Genomic DNA, 18,804 nt, shown 5'->3' with positions numbered 1-18,804 from the left:
GCATCTAAGCGTGAAGCCCCCCTCAAGATGAGATTTCCCAATATGTAAGACCCCTTGAAGACGACGAGGTAGATAGGTTGGAGGTGGAAGTGCAGCAATGCATGGAGCTGACCAATACTAATCGGTCGAGGGCTTATCCAAAAGATACCCCAAAAAGTGAAGCGGAAGCTTCGAAGAGTACACCGAGTACTTTTCGGGGACCCGGGACACCCAGTAAGGGCTACAACGCAAATTTCGTTTCGGATTCAGTTTTCAGGCGATTAAGGCCTGATACGCTACGACATTTATCGTCACAATACGTGATCGAACGAATGTCTCGCGGCAGCGCTTGTGTTACAAGCGCATGTTTGGTGGCGATGGCGGAGGGGTTCCACGCGTACCCATCCCGAACACGACCGTTAAGCCCTCCAGCGCCGATGGTACTTGGACCGAAGGGTCCTGGGAGAGTAGGACGCCGCCAAGCACTGAAGACCACTGCTGATTAGTCAGCGGTGGTTTTTTGTTTAAAGGAAAATTGTAAGGCTTATAACATATAAAACGCTTACATTTCAGTGACATTTTTGTTACCGAACCATTCCTGGTTCAAAGTATAATAGGAAAGTGCAAATAATAAGCAGTCCTCTAATACAATAGAACTATTCATAAAGCTTTAAATATAAATGGATTTGCGTCTTTAGATGCATGGTTAGAGGTAAGGAGGATTTACGAAATGAAGCGAATCCGGTCCTTGTGGATATTGATCATGATTTGTCTTATCGGAATGATGCTGGTTGCGTGCGGAACAAAAGAACCAGCTTTTGATGTTTTTGAGGGCGCTGGAATAGAAAAGAGCTTTCCTGTGCCAAAGGAAGCCAGTGCACCCGATGGAACCACCACAAATACGGCGATGGATTATGTGCGTTATTCTCTTCCCGGTCTTAAGGAAAAGGATGGAGTACCGCAGGCGTATCTGGATGAGATTGTGGCTTGGGGTTGGGAAGAGCAAGCCGATGAGGATGACGACTCCTCTCATGTGTTTCATAAGGACGGCATAAACGTACATTTATCTGTACATGATGGCTATTTCATTGTGATGATCCCCAAGGAACAGAAGACGGCTATCAGGGGATTGAAAATAAAATAATTAATCTGCACAAAATAACCTGCCCCTGTGTAACGGGAGGAGGTTATTTTGCATTATGTAAGGTTTGATCATTACTGGGCGTAATAGGACACATCGGATGAAGTGAATTTTAACATTCCGTCCTGATCGACACGGTTAAAACGGAACAGTGCATAGAGCCGGGGCATTAGCAGCCACAGATGGCAAATGATCATAGAGAGGGTAAAACCCGGCGGAGACCAGACGATAAAGAGCGCAGCGATGCAAAGACCAATCCAAAAATTATGCATCTGCACCTTGCGGAAGGTCCGGTAGCTGATATATTGGTCAGGCATATAGCCCAGCCAGGGCAGGCGCAGCGAGCTTTTCCAACGTTTGGCGATGGGATGTCCGGAGATCAGTAAGACCGAGCGTGAGACCACATACTGTATCCAAAGGGTCACTGGTGCTGCGAGCAGCATGTATAACACACTCCAGGGGGAAAGAAATACGGTCTCCAGCACAATAAATATTAGTATGAGTGCGATATAGCTGCGGAGCAGCCAAGCGCTCAGGTTTATTTTTTTGATCAACCGGTATTGATAAAATGTAGCCGCACCTTTTTGATTGGTTTCCATAAGAAAAGATTTGACCTCCTCATCAGTTCTCATGTTTTTAATATCGGCCGAAGAACACGAATTTGTTAAACCCTTTGCGGTAATCACCGATGCCTATGTTGCAGAATATATATATTTCATGCTATGAAGCATGTGAAAAATCTATGAAAGGGTTTAAAATGATAGAAGGTGTAGCATACTGTTCTTAAAAGAGTCAAGGTGGGATGATTATGGAACAGCAAACCGCACAGCGCTGCATTATCTGCAGCCAGATGAAAGAAGAGGGTATCGTGATTGTCTCGCATTTTATATGTGAGGACTGTGAGAGTGAGATCGTGCATACGGATGCTGAAGATGCCAAGTATCGTTTTTTTATCGGTCAGATGAAGCAGATCGGCTTGCAGAAAAATGCTTAATACAGGTGATTTATTGTAACAGCTTCTCTGATAATTATGGCAGAGGGGCTGTTTTGTTGCGGCCGGGAATAGGCGGTAACGCATATTTGCGTTAAAATAGAGGTAACCCCCGGGAGGAATGAATAATGAACCAGTTACAGCCTGGCAGGGCACCTGTATATGAAATGCTGGAACAATATAAACTGAAGGGTAATATCTCTTATCATGTGCCGGGCCATAAAAACGGACAAGCGTATAGCGGTGCGGATGGACCCGGATATTTAGGCGAGATTATGCGTTATGATGTAACGGAAATCACCGGGACCGATGATTTGCATCATCCCGAGGGGGTAATCAAGGAGGCGCAGGAGCTGGCCGCTGATTGTTTTGGGGCTGACGAAAGCTTTTTTCTGGTCGGCGGCAGTACGGCTGGGAATCTTGCGCTAATTCTTACGGTCTGTCCCGAGCCGGGGACGACGGTTATCGTGCAACGCAACAGCCACAAATCAGTCATTCATGGGCTGATGCTGGCTGGAGCCAATGCCGTCTTCCTGGAGCCGCTGCTCGATCCGGGAAGCGGACTGGCCATAGCTCCAGCCGCCGAGGCGGTACGTGCAGCCCTGGCTGCTTATCCCGAGGCGGCGGCCGTGCTGGTGACCATGCCGAATTATTATGGCATGGGAAGCGATTTGGCGCCCCTCGCGAAGCTCTGTCACGACAGCGGCGTGCCGCTGCTGGTGGATGAGGCGCATGGGGCGCATTATGGACTGCACCCCGAGCTGCCGGCCGGGGCGCTCAGCTGCGGCGCGGACGGCATAGTGCAGTCCACGCACAAGATGCTGCCCGCGCTGACCATGGGTGCCATGCTGCATGTGCAAGGGCCTTGGCTTGACCGGGCGCTGCTGCGCCAGCGGCTCGCTATGGTGCAGAGCTCGAGCCCATCGTACCCGGTGATGGCTTCGCTCGACCTGGCGCGCCGCCTCGTGCACGTGCGGCGCGAGGCAGCCTTCACGGCGGGGCTCGCCGCCGTGGACGTGCTGCGGCGCGGCTTGGCGGAGCTGCCGCGCTTTGGGCTGCTGCAGCCGGCTGCGCCGCTGCAGCGCACCGGCGGCGCAGGCGCAGCCGCCGCAGATACCCCGCCGCCGGGCGGAGCGGCGGCGTACGGCACCCAGGACCCCTTCAAGGCGGTCATACATGACGCCGCCGGGGTCCTGGGGGGCTTCGAGCTGCAGCGCAGGCTCGAAGAGAAGGGCATTGTGCCGGAGATGAGCGACGCCCGGCACGTGGTGCTTGCCTTCTCGCTCGGCTCGCAGGCGGACGAGGCAGCGCGGCTGGTGAACGCGCTGCAGCAGATTGCCGCGGAAGCTCCGGCCGCGGCCTGGCCAGCCGCTACAGCGGGCGGTGCCTCCGCTGCGCTGCAAGCCGCTACAGCGGGCGGTGCCTCCGCTGCACAGCATCAGGGCATGGCGGGCGGCGAACCGCTGGCTCCAACCGAATCCGGCAGCGATGGAGACTCCGCGATTTCCACGTGGAACAATTTCAGCGGATGCGCCTATTCGAAGCCAGTCAGATTCACGATGAAGCCGGTTCGCGCACAAGAAACGGAAAGCGTCGCCCTTGAATATAGTGTAGGGAGGGCAGCTGCGGAGATGGTTATTCCTTATCCGCCGGGCATTCCGCTTGTGTATCCGGGTGAACTCATTACCGAAGCGACGCTCACAAGATTGACCGGCCTCCGCGATGGCGGAGCCAAATTTCAGGCCTGTACCGATCCGGCCTTACAGCATATCCTTGTTTACCATACCGAGAAGGGCGGAGAAGTATAAGTGACAAGCACAGGATTCTTCATTACTTTGGAGGGGGGCGACGGAGCAGGCAAAACCACCGTGATTGGCAGAGTCCGGGAATATTTGCAGCAACAGAAGCGGCCCTATCTGGTTACCAGAGAGCCAGGCGGCATCGAAATTGCCGAGAAGATCCGTTCCATCATTCTGAACCCGGCACATACGGCCATGGATGCACGGACAGAGGCGCTGCTGTACGCGGCGGCAAGAAGCCAGCATTTAGCCGAGGTAGTCGAGCCTGCGCTGCAGCAAGGCATGATTGTGCTGTGCGACCGTTTCGTCGACAGCAGTCTGGTGTACCAGGGCAATGCCCGTGGTCTAGGGGTTGAAGCGGTGCGGAGCATCAACAAATTTGCTACCGGAGGGCTGGCGCCGGATCTGACCTTATATCTGGATGTTGATCCCGAAGTGGGACTGTCGCGGATTTCCGCCAATCAGGACCGGGAGGTCAACCGGCTGGATCTGGAGAGCCTGGCGTTTCACCGTAAGGTTCGTGAAGGTTATCTTGCGATTGCAGCTGAGGAACCGCAGCGGGTTGTAGTACTGGATGCCAACCGCCCGCTGGAGAGCGTGGAACAGGATGTGCTGCAGGTGCTCAAAGATCGCTTTTTAAAGGATATTGGGGACAATTTGTCTAATTAATAGAGGAGCAGGTTTTGCCGCAGTAAATTCAATGAAGTAATCCTAACATAATAATACTTTGAGGAGGATGCGAAATGAATTTAATCATCGCTATTATTCAGGATAAAGACAGCAACCGGTTGTCCAGTGAGCTGGTCAAAGCCAATTTCCGCGCCACCAAGCTGGCAAGTACGGGCGGCTTCCTGCGTGCAGGAAATACGACGTTTCTGATCGGTGTGGACGACAGCCAGGTCGATGGCGTGCTTCATGTCATCCGCAACAGCTGCAAGGTGCGTGAACAGCTGGTTACTCCGGTGACGCCGATGAGCGGAACCACCGATTCCTATTTGCCGCTGCCGGTTGAAGTCCAGGTCGGCGGAGCGACAGTGTTTGTTCTGCCGGTTGACCGATTCGAGCACTATTAAGCAAAGATTAACGCAATCAGCGATATAAGGGCGGTAGATACCATTGAAGATCAATCCGGGCTACAGGCCCCTAAAAAGCGATCTGTCAAACGCTGAAGGCCCCGGAAGACCGGTGCAGCCCAAGAACTTCTCCGATGTCTTCCAGCAGCAGGGTGAGCAGAAGACGATGGATGAGCTGAACCGCCAGATTAAAGATATTCAGATGCAAGGCGACCGGCTGGCTAAATCCATGACGGTGCGCGAGCTGGCCATCTACCGGAATATGATCAAGCGATTCCTCGAAGAAACGGCCCGGCGGGGTGTTACCCTGAAGGAAACGAAGGGCTGGGACCGCCGGGGCCGCGGTAAACGCTATAAGCTGCTGGAGGAAATAGATACCGCACTGCTTGGGCTGGCCGACGACCTGCTGGAAAGCGAGCAGGGACGGATTGACCTGCTGGGACGAGTGGGAGAAATCCGCGGAATGCTGATCAACCTTTCTTTTTAGAGTTGGAGGAATTTATGCCTTTTCATGATATATTAGGCCAGGAAGCGGCCAAGCGGCTGCTGCAGACGGCACTGCGGAAGGATGCGGTCAGCCATGCTTATCTGTTCACCGGTCCGGCCGGCAGCGGACAACTGAAGACGGCGCTGATGTTCGCCCAGGCGATATTCTGCACAGGCTCCGGCGATGACGCCTGCGGCGAATGTCTGGAATGCCGCAAGGTCCAGCATGGCAATCACCCGGATCTGACCGTGCTGAAGCCTGATGGAGCGAGCATTAAGATCGATCAGATTCGTGAGCTGCAGCGGCTGTTCTCCTACCGGTCGGAGGGGATTCATCCGAAGGTTTACATTATTGAAGGCGCCGATACCATGACGGTACAGGCGGCCAACAGTCTTCTGAAATTCCTGGAGGAGCCTCCTGCTCCGGCTGTCGGTATCCTAATCTCGGACAATGATACGGCGCTGCTCCCGACCATCCGGTCGAGAACCCAGCGTATCCCCTTTGGACCGCTGAACCCGGAGCTGATGCTCCAGACATTGTCCGAGGAGGGTATTCCGGCTCCGCTGGCCAAAACGGCGGTAGCGTTAAGCTCCGGGCTCGACGGCTGCAGGGAACTTTTGGAACAGAATTGGTTTGCAGAAATGAGAAATCTAGTGTTACAATTAGCAAAGGAGTCTCTGGGCAAAAACAGCGCCACCGTGGCAACCGCGGGGCAAAAGCTGTTCAAATCCGGACTGGGAGAGCATATAGCTGTCCTGTTTGACATGTTCCATCTCTGGTTTCGAGATATGCTCAACTTCCTGTACCGCAGACACGAAAGCATCGTTTTCATAGATCAGTTGGATTTTATATCCAGACATGCGCGCCAGCGTAATGACGAGCAGTGGGTGGCTTATATGGAATTCGCGGCGGAGAGTAAGCGAAAGCTCCGTTCCAATGCCAATGCCCAGCTTTGTCTGGAGCAGTTTTTAATCCGATTGGAAAGTTAGGGTTTATTCATCATATATCCTCCGGATCAACGCTCGGCCTGGAAGTAAGGTTTACGGATGAGGAAGGACAAGCAGTGATCATCAGGGAGCGGACTTTGCTTAGGTTCCTTTTACCGGCAAACAAGGGGGTTTATTTTTGTACAGCGTAGTAGGCGTCCGCTTCAAAAAAGCGGGTAAAATATACTATTTTGATCCGCTCGATTTTCCGATTGAACAGGATCAGTGCGTTATTGTCGAGACGGCAAGAGGGGTAGAGTACGGCAAGGTAGTCATTGGCAAAAAAGAGGTGCAGGAAGCGGATGTCGTCCTCCCGCTCAAGAAGGTGATGCGTATCGCCGGCGATGCCGACGCGCGCGTGGTTGAGGAGAACAAGGGAGCAGCCAAGGAAGCTTTCACCACCTGTTTAAATAAAATCCGCGATCATGGACTCAAGATGAAGCTCGTGGATGTAGAGTTTACGTTTGACCGCAATAAGATCATATTTTATTTCACTGCCGAGGGCCGCGTCGATTTCCGCGAATTGGTCAAGGACCTGGCAAGTATCTTCCGTACCCGGATCGAGCTCCGGCAGATCGGTGTACGCGACGAAGCCAAGATGCTGGGCGGGCTTGGGCCATGCGGCCGTGTACTCTGCTGCTCATCCTGGCTAGGCGATTTTGATCCGGTATCGATCAAGATGGCCAAGGATCAGAATCTTTCGCTGAACCCGACGAAGATATCGGGATTATGCGGAAGACTCATGTGTTGTCTGAAATTTGAGCATGATAATTACGAAAGTGCCAAGGAAGAGATGCCGGCGGTCGGTAAGCTTGTCATCACCTCGCTTGGTGAAGGCAAGGTAGTAGGTCTGAACACCGGTAGCCGTACAGTTCATGTGCAATTGTTTGAAGTGGGCAAAGTTAAGGAGCTTCCAATGGATGATGTTGTCGTCAAGTAAACCATAAGGTTACTTTCGGGGTGGAAACTTGGAAAAGATAAATATTTTTGCACACATGCAGGAGATGGAAACGCAAATGGAGAGTATGCGTGTCAGTCTCGATCAATGGAAACAGACGGTTAAGGAATTGATGGAGGACAATCAGCGGCTGACGCTGGAGAATGAACAGCTGCGTAAGATCCTGAAACGCGAGGCGCCGCTTGATCCCACAGCCGAAATGCAGAGTGAAGCGAAGTCGCTGCTTGCTGCAGGCGAAGGACCTGAAGGAGTTGTCGGTGAAGGACATGATAATTTAGCCCGTCTGTATCACGAAGGGTTTCATATCTGCAATGTCTATTTCGGCCATCTGCGTACAGAAGGCGATTGTTTATTCTGTCTTTCCTTTCTTAATAAATAAGGGTATCAGCCGTAGGGTTTACGCCTACGGTTTTTTTTGAATTTGCAGAAGGAGACAACTTGAATGAGAAGTTCTGACCGACCACAGGTGCCACTGCTCCCTTCGGAGCGTGTAGATGACCTGCTGACCCATGATTTGCATATTATTCAAAGTGATGAAGTGTTCAGCTTTTCCATGGATGCGGTTTTATTGGCCCGGTTCGCCGGGATTCCGCCGCGGGGGAGAGTTCTTGATCTCTGTACGGGCAATGGAGTGATTCCCATGCTCCTTACTACACGCACAGAGGCTTTAATAGAAGGAATTGAGATACAGCCGCGTTTGGCCGATATGGCCCGCCGCAGTGTGTCCCTGAATGGACTTGAGAAGAAGGTTACGATTCATGAAGGTGATCTGCGCGAGCTGCATCTGAGTGCCGGTTACGGTGTGTATGATGCGATTACGGTGAATCCGCCTTATATGCCGCTTAATGGCAGCGATCTTAAGCTGAATGAACATCAGGCGATGGCGCGTCATGAGCTTGGCTGTACGCTCGAGGAGGTTATCCAGGCGGCGGTCAGACTGGTGCGTACCGGGGGGAAGGTCAGTATGGTGCACAAGCCGCAGCGGCTGGTGGACATTATGAGCCTGATGCGCAAAAACAGGCTGGAACCGAAGCTGATCCGGTTTGTACATCCCCGGGCTCATCTGGAAGCCAATATGGTGCTGATTGAAGCGGCGCGTGACGGCAAGCCTGAGGTGCGTTTGCTCCCTCCGCTCATTGTATATAATGAAGATAATCAATATTGTCCCGAGATCATGAACATATACTATGGAAACAAAGAGGATAAATCATGACAATTAATTACCAAAGCAGCTTCCAGGGCAAGCCGGATGGGAAAGGAAGCCTTTATCTGGTAGCAACCCCAATCGGCAATCTGGAGGATATGACTTACCGGGCAGTGCGTACGCTGCAGGAAAGTGACATTATTGCCGCAGAGGATACGAGACAGACGCGCAAGTTGCTGAGTCATTTCGAGATTACACCTTCAGAGCTCTACAGCTATCATGAGCATAACAAGGCAGCCAGTGGTCCTGAATTAATCCGCCTTATATTAGAAGGAAAAAATTTGGCACTGGTCAGTGATGCCGGTCTTCCCGCCATCTCCGACCCTGGAGCAGACCTGGTTCAGCTCGCAATCAGCCAGGGAATTCCGGTTGTGCCGGTTCCCGGTGCAAATGCGGCGCTGTCTGCGTTGATTGCATCCGGATTACCGACGACAAGCTTTACCTTCGCCGGGTTTCTGCCCCGTGAACGCAAGGATATCCGCAATGTGCTGTCGGGTCTGCGGCAGGTGCAGGGGAGCCTGCTGTTCTACGAGTCGCCGCACCGGGTGGAGAAGACGCTGGTTCACCTGCAGGAGGCCTTCGGCAACCGCAGAATTGTATTGGCCCGCGAACTGACCAAACGTTATGAAGAGTTTGTACGCGGCACACTGGAGGAATGCAGTGCCTGGCTTCAGGAGCATCCTCCGCTCGGTGAATACGTCATTGTCGTCGAAGGGGAGAGCAAAGCGGAGGCGGAGCTGGCGGAATCGGCATGGTGGCGCGAGCTTACGGTCTCGGAGCATGTCAGTCATTATGAGCAGGAGGGCCTAAACCGCAAGGAAGCCATGAAAAAGGCGGCGCTTGACCGGGGCGTGCCTAAACGGGAGATTTACAATACTTTATTGGCGGCGGAAGAATAAATTCTGTATATTCAAACAACAGATTAAATACCCAAAGATTGATTGTGTTATAAAATTGCTGGATTTGACGTAAAAAAATACCTCCCGGGATCAGCGGGAGGCCAAGGAGATATGAAAAGGTTAGAATTAACAATTGGATTAGTTCTTATTATAACCTATTTATTCTAATTTGTCACAGGGGTAGGGATAGCAGAAATACATTCGTGGCAAACAATTTTGCCTTTGAAGTAAGTAACATTCTCGGCGTTGCCGCAGAAAATGCAGGCAGGCTCATATTTCTTGAGCATGATGCGCTCGCCGTCTACATAAATTTCAAGGGCGTCTTTCTCGCCGATGCCCAGCGTACGGCGCAATTCGATCGGGATAACGACCCGTCCCAGTTCGTCTACTTTTCTTACAATTCCTGTTGATTTCATCATAGCCATCGAAGCTCCTCTCAATTATCAAAAACGTCATGATTCGACATAGTTCACTGTTTTATGATATTTATAATACCAACCATTCCCAAAACAGTCAACCTTTTTTACGCCAAAATTTATGGCATTTATTAAAAAACTTTACGATGCTTAGATTTACCTGAATACGCATGTCTGGACGTCTAAAAATGAATGTCGATGAATTAATAAAAAAAGTCTCATTATTCGACAAACAGCGACAATGATCTTTTTGTCCATACCTCCATTTCGTCGAAATTGGTTTAAATGATAAACAAAGGAGTTGATCTAAGTGAAACAGCTGCTGACTGAAGAAAAGGTTTTCAAAGACCCTGTTCATAACTATATTCATGTACAGGATAGCATCATCTGGCGATTAATTAACACTAAGGAATTTCAGCGTTTACGAAGAATTCGCCAGTTAGGAACATCTTATTTCACCTTCCATGGAGCCGAGCATAGCCGGTTCTCCCATTCACTGGGTGTCTACGAAATTACGCGCCGGATTATTTCACAATTTGAGCGGAGCGGATATAAGGATTGGCTGCCGGAAGAAAGCCTGCTTACCCTCTGCGCAGCGCTGCTGCATGATTTGGGACACGGGCCTTTCTCACATTCTATAGAAGAAGCTTTTGAAATGGACCATGAAGATTGGACATGCCGGATCATTAGGGAGGATACGGAGATTAACGCTATTCTGCGCGAGGTTTCTCCGGATTTTCCTGAAAAAGTGGCTTCGGTTATCGCTAAAACGTATGAACATGAAATTGTCGTCAATCTGGTATCCGGGCCGCTGGATGCGGACCGCATGGATTATTTGCTGCGCGATGCCTACTATACTGGTGTCAATTACGGGACCATTGATATCGACCGGATTCTGCGGATGCTCCGTCCTTATAACGGCAGGGTCGTGGTGAAGGAATCAGGCATGCATGCGATTGAGGATTATCTGATGTCGCGGTACCAGATGTACTGGCAGGTTTATTTTCATCCGGTGACCCGCAGTTCGGAAATTATTTTACGGCAAATTTTCCGCAGAGCCAAAGAGCTGTATCAAAGCGGTTATGCCTTCGGGTTTATGCTGGCTCCCCTGCAGGAATTGTTTCAGAGTGATATCACTGTAGAAAGATATCTCCAGCTTGACGAAGCCTTGGTGCAGACCGCCTTTATGCAGTGGACACAAGAACCGGATGAAATTCTGTGCGACTTGTGCGGCCGGTTTATTCATCGTAGACTGTATAAATATGTAGAGATGGAGAATTTAGATGCCGAGATGATTCAAGACATTCGCAGCAGCTTTGCAGAAGCGGGCCTGAACGCGGATTACGATCTGGAGATCGACTTTCCGACAGATCTTCCTTACGATGTATTTCGTCCGGGCGATGCGTTTGACAGCAAGCAAATTCTATTGCTCGACCGACAGGATAAGCTGCGGGAAATCTCGGAAGTGTCGGATATTGTCCGTTCCATCAGCGGTATTCACCGCGGCCGGTACCATCTTTATTTTCCGCAGGACAAGCTGCAGAAGGCGCTTTCGTGTCTGCCTGATCCTGTGGCAGCCATCTTTGCCAAGTGATACAAAAAAAACTGGAGTTTTATATAGAAATTATGATCAAGGAGTGAATCTTACATGCAATTGTTCGACACACATACCCACCTGGATGCTCCGCAATTCGACGAGGACCGTGAGCAGGTAATATCCCGTGCGCGGGAGGCCGGCGTAAGTAAGATGATTAATATCGGATTCAACCGGGAAACGATTCCAACTACGATGAAGCTCGCGGAAACGTATGATTATATTTATGCAGCAGTCGGCTGGCATCCCCAGGATGCGATTGACATGAAGGAGGGGGACCTAGAATGGATTGCTTCCCTCTGCAGTCACCCGAAAGTGGTCGCCATTGGCGAAATCGGGCTCGACTATTACTGGGATACCTCTCCCAAAGATGTACAGCATGATGTGTTCCGCAAGCAAATTGGCTTGGCCCGAGAATTGAAGATGCCGATCTGTATCCATAACCGTGACGCCCATGAAGATGTGGTGCGGATTTTGCGCGAAGAGAAGGCAAATGAGGTTGGGGGAGTCATGCACTCTTTTTCCGGAAGCTGGGAAACTGCTAAAATGTGCCTGGATTTAGGGTTCCATTTGTCTTTCGGCGGTCCGGTTACTTTCAAGAATGCGCGGGTACCCAAAGAGGTGCTGGCGAACACGCCGCTCGACCGTCTGCTTATCGAAACGGACTCCCCATATCTTACACCGCACCCATTCCGTGGAAAGCGAAATGAGAGTGCTCATGTGCGGCTTGTCGCCGAGGCAGCGGCGGAAATAAAAGGGATTGATTTACAGGAATTAGCTCAAATTACGTATGCGAACGCCATGGAACGATTTGGGATTGTCTGAAATCGGGAGAAAAACGGGCAAAAAAAAGAGTATAGCCGACCTATTAAACTTTTTTAACTTAAAAATGGCCGATTATTACAATTTTTTAATCTTTTTTTTGCTTAAACGTGGTTGAAGCGTGCTTTACAAGATGCATCAAATCAGGATATCATCTTTTCAGTGCAGTGAGCTGTTGTTACTTTTGACAGCCACCGATTCATGAATCGTCTCGCTGAGTCTCCGCTATAGGAGAACGGGGGAACCAATAAATGCCCTGCCGCATGTCCGTACATAGAGTACAACCAGAAGTGCCGCAGAATTTATTCGATTTCTTCACGTGGTCTTTGGGGTGAATTTAGAGGCATCCGCCGTGAGCGGGTGACCCGAGATAGGGCGTCTCTCTTATGCCCGAACCCGACAGCTAACCCCGTAAGCGCAAGTAAGAGAGGAAACCTCGTGCATACATTCCCGCGTATTCAAGCATCCGGAGAAGCCACGAAAGAGTCCTCAAGAGAACTCTTTGCCGGGCTTTTTTATTTTGAATAACGCGGCGGTAACCAGCATACTGTTATACAACAGTCTGGGACACTATGCCGGGCAGGCGATCCATGAAACAGGAAAACGCTTTATAAGTGTGGGCGTATCCTGTTGCAATCTCAAACCTAGTTTTCGTCATTCAGATGCGGTTCTCCGCCATCATGATTATACACCTTGAACGACGGGGCTATGTAAGGAGGATGGAGAGAATGGGCGTAATCCAACCAGAGGTAACCCATGATTCGCAATCATCCAGCAGGTCTATCGCATTACGGTGGAAGCAAGTGAATCCTCGTGTACTATCGCTTGCAGGTGCGGCATTAATTGTGATCGCACTGTTCATTCTGCTGTACGCACACGGTCAGAGCATCAAAGCCATAACTTTGGTAATAGACGGTCAGGTACAGTCGCTGGAGACGCGGGAAACGCTGCTTAGCGAAGTGCTGGCAAAGGAACAAATTTCAGTGCAGCCGCATGATAAGTTATCTATAGGCCTAAGCGATGAAATACAGGACGGCGACCGTGTCGTGATTACCCGTGCGCAGAAAATCAGCCTTACTGCGGATGGAGCAACAAAGACGCTTTACACCACCGAGGGTGCACTCGGTGACGCCATTGCCAAACTGGGCTACAGTCTGGATGGCGACGACAAGATTTTCCCTTCGCTTGACACCGCAGTTTCATCCGGTATGGAAGTCAAGATTGTCCGAATCACCAAACAGAAGGTGGAGCGGTCAGTAAGCTTGCCGTTCCGGGTCATCAAGACCGCAGACCCATCCCTCTACGTTGGAGACGTAAGAGTTGCGCAAGCAGGCAAGCCGGGTGTAATGATCCAGCACATCGAGAAGATCTACCAAGACGGTGAGCTGGCATCCATGAGCATGATCGGCAAGGAAGTACAGACGATTACCAAAGACAAAGTCATTGCCGTTGGTACGAAGGCTGTGCCCAAACCTGTTGTAGCAACTACCAAAACATCTACCGCATCCAAAACCACCGCAAAATCTACGAAGACGGCTGCTGTCAGCAGCAAAGTCGTGCATAAGGCCGGCATCGATTTTGAATACAAGAAAGTGCTTAAGAATGTAAGCATGACCGCATATTCTTCGGAAGAGCCGGGCATTGGCACACGTACCGCTTCCGGTACAAGAGTAACGGAAGGCCGGACGATTGCCGTCGATCCGAATGTTATTCCGATTGGCTGGTGGGTGTACATTGAAGGATTGGGATTCCGCCGCGCTGAGGATACCGGCGGTGCCATTAAAGGCAACAAGGTCGATGTGTATTATGATTCACTGAGCCATGCCCGTAACTTCGGCCGCAAATCGCGAACCGTCTACGTCATCGGGCCTGTGAAGCCGGAGCTTGATTAGGCTGGGGCAGCATCTTTTGCAAAATGATGGTTTATAAGCTATAGTGAGGGTAGCCATGAGGAACGGATGCTGCTCATCAGTTATACATTCTTTAGCCAAAAAGAAGAGGAGCGAATCCTCTTCTTTTTGTGTTGTAGCGGTTGTGGGAGGAGTAAGATGAGCATGATTAAAGAGATCATTGTGGTAGAGGGCAAAAGCGATACGGCCGCTATCAAGCGCGCGGTGGAGGCTGACACGATAGAGACCGGGGGCTCGGCGGTGGACCGCAAGGTCATCGCCAAAATTGCCCTAGCTATGGAACGCAGAGGCGTCATCATTCTGACCGACCCGGACCATGCAGGAGAGCGTATCCGCAAAATTGTCTCATCCAAGGTACCGGGCTGCAAGCACGCGTTCATTCCGGAAAAGGATGCGACACGCAAGGGCGATATAGGAGTGGAGAATGCGTCCCCCGAGTCTATCCGCCATGCGCTGGAGAGGGTGCACACCGCCTTTGAGGGAGCACCGGTGCGTATTGGACTGGAGGAGCTGATGGCAGCCGGAATGCTGGTGCATCCGCAGGCTGCAGACCGGCGCATGCTGCTCGGCAACGCTCTGGGTATCGGTTATTGCAACGGCAAACAATTGTACAAGCGCCTGGCGATGTTCGGAATCTCTCCGGAGGAGTTCGCAGCTGCAGTGGCGCAAATTGATCAGGGAGGCATCGCAGATGAGCGGTAATGACTATATTTCATCCCCGTCGAAGACCAAGGACATTATTTCGCGTTACGGATTCTCGTTCAAGAAAAGTCTCGGCCAGAATTTCTTAATCGACCAGAATATTCTTGATAAGATTGTCGATGCAGCCCAGCTTGACACCGCCTCCGGTGCGCTGGAGATCGGCCCGGGCATCGGGGCGCTGACCCAGCGGCTGGCGGAGACGGCAGGCGCTGTAACGGCGGTAGAAATTGACCGGAGGCTGATCCCGATTCTGAAGGATCTGCTGGCGGACTATCCCCATGTCAACATTCGCAACGATGACGTGCTGAAGGTTGATTTGCGGCAGCTGTTTGCGGAGGACTTCGCTTCCGTAGAGAAGGTCAGCGTAGTCGCTAATTTGCCGTATTATGTGACCACGCCAATCCTCATGAAGCTGCTGGAGGAGAAGCTGCCGCTCCATAATATCGTGGTCATGATTCAGCGTGAAGTCGCCGAGCGCATGGCAGCGGCTCCAGGAGGCAAAGAATACGGCAGCCTGAGCATTGCCGTGCAGTATTACAGCGAGCCTGAGCTGGTCTGCATTGTGCCGAAGACGGTATTCATACCGCAGCCCAATGTAGAGTCTGCGGTAATCCGGCTGAAGGTGCGGGAGCGGCCGCCTGTGGAAGTGGCCGATGAGAAGCACTTCTTCGAGGTAGTTCAGGCGTCCTTCACCCAGCGGCGCAAGACCATCGCCAATAATCTAAAGTCGCGCTTCTTTCCGGGCGAAGGGCGGGAGCGGCTGGAAGCTCTGCTGGCCGAAGCAGGTATTGACGGCGGGCGGCGCGGCGAGACGCTAAGCATCGCCGAATACGCCAGGCTGAGTGCCGTACTGCTCGCTGCCGGAATCAAGTAAAATCCGGCTGCCTATGAACCAACCGTGACCTTTGCCCATACGATGGGGATAGAGGTGGTGTTGGAATGAATCTAGGAGACTTAGTCGTTCGCAAATCCTATGGCGGAGATGTTACTTTCCGGATTGAAAATATGCTGCGGCAAGGAGCAGTCATCAAGGGTACAGAATTCCGCTTACTTGCGGATGCGCCCATGGAGGACCTGGTTCAGGTGCCTCCGACCCGTGTGACCGAGCGGGGCGAGCAGGCCCGGATTAAGGCCAATGAATCGCTGACCCGGCTGAGAAAAGACCGGCAGGAGATTAGCCAGCGCAGTGGTGAGAGCGTCTCGGGCGTCTGGCCGCAGTCGGTCAAGGAGGCGGCGTACTTTGAAGTGCCGGGTAAGGTGCTGCATCTCGACGGCGACGCGCTGTATTTGAAAAAGAGCCTGAGCCTGTACGAGCAACTGCGGATTCCTGCAGAAGGTCATCATGTTCATGAATCCAAGATGGCGGAGACTCTGTATCGGCTGTTGCCGCGTGTACGTCCGGACATTGTGGTAATTACAGGCCATGATGGAGTGCTGAAGCAGCCTCATACCTATGACCTGTACAATCTAAACAGCTACAAAAATTCGCAAAATTTTGTTTCAGCCATTCAAGTGGCACGTGAATATGAGCGGCATTTCGATACGCTGACCATTGTGGCAGGCGCTTGCCAGTCGCATTTTGAGGCGTTGCTGAGCGCTGGAGCCAATTTTGCCAGCTCACCGGGGAGAATCCTGATCCATGCGCTCGACCCGGTATATATCGCAGCCAAGGCGGCGTTCACCTCCATTCGCGATACAGTGAACCTGGGAGATGTGCTGAATCACACGATCAGCGGAAGCCAGGGCATGGGCGGAATTGAGACACGGGGCAGCTTCCGCATAGGAATGCCGCGGCTGCAGAACCTGTCTGCGCTGAAGGTAACGCCTTCAGTGATCTAGAGATTTGTGAATAGAGTGGACGAAAGAAGCGCCGTCGCTGGACGGTGCTTTTTTGAGGTTTGTAAAGTTAGTTAAGTATCGTTTGGGCATATGGTTAGACCCTTGCTTCGTGAACTAATGCTTTGCCGATAACAAGGGGATCAGACCGGTGTAAGCAAGCCGCCGAAAAAATTCGTTGACAACACATGTTGGCATCCACTATAATTAATTATTTAATTTGACAATGGATATTAAAAGTTGTATAATGGACAAGGAAAGAGGTGGTCGTCAGGCAATGGCTAATAATGCGCTATTGGAAATCAAACGCAGTCTCGAAGCTCACGTCGGTCAGAAGATCACTTTACGTGCTAACGGTGGCCGTCGCAAAACTGTTGAACGCACCGGTGTCCTGGAAGAAACGTACCCTTCTGTATTTATTGTCAAACTGGATCAGGAGCAGCAATCGTGTAAGCGTGTCTCCTACAGCTATGCCGATGTACTAACCGAATCTGTGGAGATCACGGTGTTCGAGGAAGATGGGCAGATGCGGATCATGTATATTAAAGCTTAATCGTCTAAAGCAGCCCCCTGTTCAGGGGGCTGTTGTTTTTGCTGGGGGTATTTTGTGAATGGGCTGTGTTCTCCGGCAGCATACTAATCAGGCAACACCTCGTTCACCAATTGTCCATAGGGAGGTAATCCATTAATGAGCCGCAGAAGACGAAGCGTGATGTCCGATGAACTGAAGACAGAGCTCGCTAAGGATCTTGGATTCTACGACACCGTGGAACGCGAAGGCTGGGGCGGTATCCGGGCCAAGGATGCCGGCAATATGGTGAAGCGGGCCATTCAGCTGGCCGAGGAGGCTGCCCGCAAGTCGTAACGGCTGACGTGCTGGAAAACGGAGAACGGAGGTTGTCCTCATTGGACGGCGTCCGTTTTTTATAATGCTGGCATCAATCCTCCGGGAACCCGCAAAGTACCTGCACTGGCATCAGCGGTAAAGCTGGACATTGGGGGTTGTTTACAGGGGTTATTTAGCTTATGGACTTCATCTGCGGTTTCTCATATAATATGTTAAGTTGTTTGTACGGGAAAAGTGAAGGTGGGTGAACGCCTTGAAAATGTATGAAAAAGCGCCAGCCAAAATTAATTTGATGCTGGACGTGCTCCATAAACGGCCTGACGGATTCCATGAGGTAGAGATGATTATGACCATGGTCGATCTCGCCGACCGGCTGGAGCTGTCCGAGCTGAAGCGGGACTCGATTATTATCTCAAGCCAGGCAGGCTATATTCCCCTGGATGAGAAGAACCTGGCTTTCCAGGCGGCGCGTCTGATTAAAGACCGGTATAACGTAAAGACCGGTGTACATATTCATCTTGATAAAAGAATTCCGGTGGCTGCCGGGCTCGCCGGGGGCAGCAGCGATGCCGCGGCTACGCTCCGCGGCCTTAACCGGCTCTGGCGCCTCGATATTCCGGCGCAGGAGCTGCAGGAGCTCGGAGCCGAGCTCGGCTCCGACGTGCCGTTCTGTGTCACAGGCGGTACGGCTCTGGCGACAGGCCGGGGAGAGCGGCTGACTCCGATTACAAGTCCGCCGCAGTATTGGGTGATTCTGGCCAAGCCGCCGATCAATGTTTCGACGGCGGAGGTTTATGGCCGTGTGCGTGCCGCAAGCATCGAGAACCATCCATCGTCGCTCAAGATGCGGGAGGCAATCGAAGCGAATGATTTTGCGGGGATCTGCGCCAATCTCGGCAATGTGCTCGAGGACGTGACCCTGAAGCTGCATCCGGAGGTCCAGCAGATCAAAGAAGCGATGGTCAAGCTGGGTGCCGACGGCGTGCTGATGTCGGGCAGCGGGCCGACGGTATTCGGTCTGGTACAGAAAGAATCCAAGGTGGCACGGATATTTAACGGCCTGCGCGGATTCTGCAAGGAAGTCTATGCTGTCCGCTCGATGGGCTAAAGGAAATAGACCATAGTTTGGCGGCTGGCGCTTGTATAAATCCGTACAAAAG

Annotated in this window: 22 protein-coding genes, 2 rRNA genes and 1 riboswitch; of the genes, 22 read left to right on the top strand and 2 right to left on the bottom strand. The window is 51.7% G+C overall.

Annotated features, from left to right (window positions below):
• From F1379_RS27490 to F1379_RS27480, 3 genes are all read left to right on the top strand, one after another.
• Positions 1 to 141 (top strand): 23S ribosomal RNA (locus F1379_RS27490); the annotation flags it as partial.
• A gap of 205 nt (positions 142 to 346) precedes the next feature.
• A 5S ribosomal RNA gene (gene rrf / locus F1379_RS27485) occupies positions 347 to 463 on the top strand.
• Positions 464 to 709: 246 nt separating this feature from the next.
• Complete coding sequence (locus F1379_RS27480; RefSeq protein ID WP_150275665.1) at positions 710 to 1,123, top strand: hypothetical protein; 414 nt, start codon at positions 710 to 712, stop codon at positions 1,121 to 1,123.
• 71 nt (positions 1,124 to 1,194) lie between these two features.
• Here F1379_RS27480 and F1379_RS27475 read toward each other — a convergent pair whose 3' ends face one another.
• Complete coding sequence (locus F1379_RS27475) at positions 1,195 to 1,719, bottom strand: hypothetical protein (protein WP_150275664.1); 525 nt, start codon at positions 1,717 to 1,719, stop codon at positions 1,195 to 1,197.
• Between the two features lie 209 nt (positions 1,720 to 1,928).
• Here F1379_RS27475 and F1379_RS27470 point away from each other — a divergent pair, with 209 nt between their 5' ends.
• The 10 genes from F1379_RS27470 (at position 1,929) to rsmI (ending at position 9,517) form a co-directional block, all read left to right on the top strand.
• Entirely contained in the window at positions 1,929 to 2,114 is a 186-nt protein-coding gene (locus F1379_RS27470; RefSeq protein ID WP_150275663.1) for a sigma factor G inhibitor Gin, read from the top strand.
• A gap of 125 nt (positions 2,115 to 2,239) precedes the next feature.
• Positions 2,240 to 3,919, top strand: coding sequence for an aminotransferase class I/II-fold pyridoxal phosphate-dependent enzyme (locus F1379_RS27465; protein WP_150275662.1), 1,680 nt, complete (start codon positions 2,240 to 2,242; stop codon positions 3,917 to 3,919).
• Positions 3,920 to 4,579 (top strand): dTMP kinase, encoded by a 660-nt coding sequence (gene tmk / locus F1379_RS27460; RefSeq protein WP_150275661.1) that lies wholly within the window; start codon positions 3,920 to 3,922, stop codon positions 4,577 to 4,579.
• 74 nt (positions 4,580 to 4,653) lie between these two features.
• Positions 4,654 to 4,983, top strand: a complete 330-nt coding sequence (locus F1379_RS27455; RefSeq protein ID WP_150275660.1) for a cyclic-di-AMP receptor — start codon at positions 4,654 to 4,656, stop codon at positions 4,981 to 4,983.
• Positions 4,984 to 5,026: 43 nt separating this feature from the next.
• Positions 5,027 to 5,470, top strand: a complete 444-nt coding sequence (locus F1379_RS27450) for a YaaR family protein (protein ID WP_150275659.1) — start codon at positions 5,027 to 5,029, stop codon at positions 5,468 to 5,470.
• Between the two features lie 14 nt (positions 5,471 to 5,484).
• A complete protein-coding gene (holB, locus tag F1379_RS27445) occupies positions 5,485 to 6,459 on the top strand; it encodes a DNA polymerase III subunit delta' (protein WP_150275658.1) in 975 nt (324 codons plus the stop codon).
• A 136-nt stretch (positions 6,460 to 6,595) separates the two neighbouring features.
• Complete coding sequence (locus tag F1379_RS27440; RefSeq protein WP_150275657.1) at positions 6,596 to 7,396, top strand: PSP1 domain-containing protein; 801 nt, start codon at positions 6,596 to 6,598, stop codon at positions 7,394 to 7,396.
• Between the two features lie 28 nt (positions 7,397 to 7,424).
• Complete coding sequence (locus F1379_RS27435; protein ID WP_150275656.1) at positions 7,425 to 7,793, top strand: initiation-control protein YabA; 369 nt, start codon at positions 7,425 to 7,427, stop codon at positions 7,791 to 7,793.
• 63 nt (positions 7,794 to 7,856) lie between these two features.
• Positions 7,857 to 8,627 (top strand): tRNA1(Val) (adenine(37)-N6)-methyltransferase, encoded by a 771-nt coding sequence (locus F1379_RS27430; protein WP_150275655.1) that lies wholly within the window; start codon positions 7,857 to 7,859, stop codon positions 8,625 to 8,627.
• Positions 8,624 to 9,517, top strand: coding sequence for a 16S rRNA (cytidine(1402)-2'-O)-methyltransferase (gene rsmI, locus F1379_RS27425; RefSeq protein ID WP_150275654.1), 894 nt, complete (start codon positions 8,624 to 8,626; stop codon positions 9,515 to 9,517). Before F1379_RS27430 ends, rsmI begins: the two co-directional genes overlap by 4 nt.
• Before the next feature lie 164 nt (positions 9,518 to 9,681).
• On the opposite strand, the gene F1379_RS27420 is transcribed toward rsmI, so the two are convergent.
• Positions 9,682 to 9,936 carry an AbrB/MazE/SpoVT family DNA-binding domain-containing protein gene (locus F1379_RS27420; protein WP_019914502.1) on the bottom strand — a complete coding sequence of 85 codons (255 nt, stop codon included), beginning with the start codon at positions 9,934 to 9,936 and terminating at the stop codon, positions 9,682 to 9,684.
• A 307-nt stretch (positions 9,937 to 10,243) separates the two neighbouring features.
• Between F1379_RS27420 and F1379_RS27415 the strand changes: the two genes are divergently transcribed.
• The 9 genes from F1379_RS27415 to ispE all read left to right on the top strand — a co-directional run bounded on the left by F1379_RS27415 (position 10,244) and on the right by ispE (position 18,752).
• Entirely contained in the window at positions 10,244 to 11,527 is a 1,284-nt protein-coding gene (locus tag F1379_RS27415; protein WP_150275653.1) for an HD domain-containing protein, read from the top strand.
• A gap of 54 nt (positions 11,528 to 11,581) precedes the next feature.
• A complete protein-coding gene (locus F1379_RS27410; RefSeq protein WP_150275652.1) occupies positions 11,582 to 12,352 on the top strand; it encodes a TatD family hydrolase in 771 nt (256 codons plus the stop codon).
• Positions 12,353 to 12,551: 199 nt separating this feature from the next.
• Positions 12,552 to 12,782, top strand: a riboswitch (cyclic di-AMP (ydaO/yuaA leader).
• A gap of 295 nt (positions 12,783 to 13,077) precedes the next feature.
• Positions 13,078 to 14,241: a 3D domain-containing protein gene (locus F1379_RS27405; protein ID WP_150275651.1), complete on the top strand. Its 1,164-nt coding sequence runs from the start codon at positions 13,078 to 13,080 to the stop codon at positions 14,239 to 14,241.
• Positions 14,242 to 14,403: 162 nt separating this feature from the next.
• Positions 14,404 to 14,961: a ribonuclease M5 gene (gene rnmV, locus F1379_RS27400; protein ID WP_150275666.1), complete on the top strand. Its 558-nt coding sequence runs from the start codon at positions 14,404 to 14,406 to the stop codon at positions 14,959 to 14,961.
• Positions 14,951 to 15,835 carry a 16S rRNA (adenine(1518)-N(6)/adenine(1519)-N(6))-dimethyltransferase RsmA gene (gene rsmA / locus F1379_RS27395; protein ID WP_150275650.1) on the top strand — a complete coding sequence of 295 codons (885 nt, stop codon included), beginning with the start codon at positions 14,951 to 14,953 and terminating at the stop codon, positions 15,833 to 15,835. Before rnmV ends, rsmA begins: the two co-directional genes overlap by 11 nt.
• A gap of 65 nt (positions 15,836 to 15,900) precedes the next feature.
• A complete protein-coding gene (gene yabG, locus F1379_RS27390; RefSeq protein ID WP_150275649.1) occupies positions 15,901 to 16,800 on the top strand; it encodes a sporulation peptidase YabG in 900 nt (299 codons plus the stop codon).
• Between the two features lie 274 nt (positions 16,801 to 17,074).
• Positions 17,075 to 17,350 (top strand): biofilm formation stimulator Veg, encoded by a 276-nt coding sequence (gene veg, locus F1379_RS27385; protein ID WP_150275648.1) that lies wholly within the window; start codon positions 17,075 to 17,077, stop codon positions 17,348 to 17,350.
• 135 nt (positions 17,351 to 17,485) lie between these two features.
• On the top strand, positions 17,486 to 17,662 hold the full coding sequence (locus tag F1379_RS27380) for an alpha/beta-type small acid-soluble spore protein (RefSeq protein WP_150275647.1): 177 nt from the start codon (positions 17,486 to 17,488) through the stop codon (positions 17,660 to 17,662).
• Between the two features lie 235 nt (positions 17,663 to 17,897).
• On the top strand, positions 17,898 to 18,752 hold the full coding sequence (ispE, locus tag F1379_RS27375) for a 4-(cytidine 5'-diphospho)-2-C-methyl-D-erythritol kinase (protein ID WP_150275646.1): 855 nt from the start codon (positions 17,898 to 17,900) through the stop codon (positions 18,750 to 18,752).
• Positions 18,753 to 18,804: the final 52 nt, after the last annotated feature.

This window comes from Paenibacillus tepidiphilus, assembly GCF_008635795.1.
Classification (GTDB): domain Bacteria; phylum Bacillota; class Bacilli; order Paenibacillales; family Paenibacillaceae; genus Paenibacillus_AQ; species Paenibacillus_AQ tepidiphilus.
Note: the sequence above shows the minus strand (reverse complement) of the source record. Positions and strands in the feature narration are given on the sequence as shown.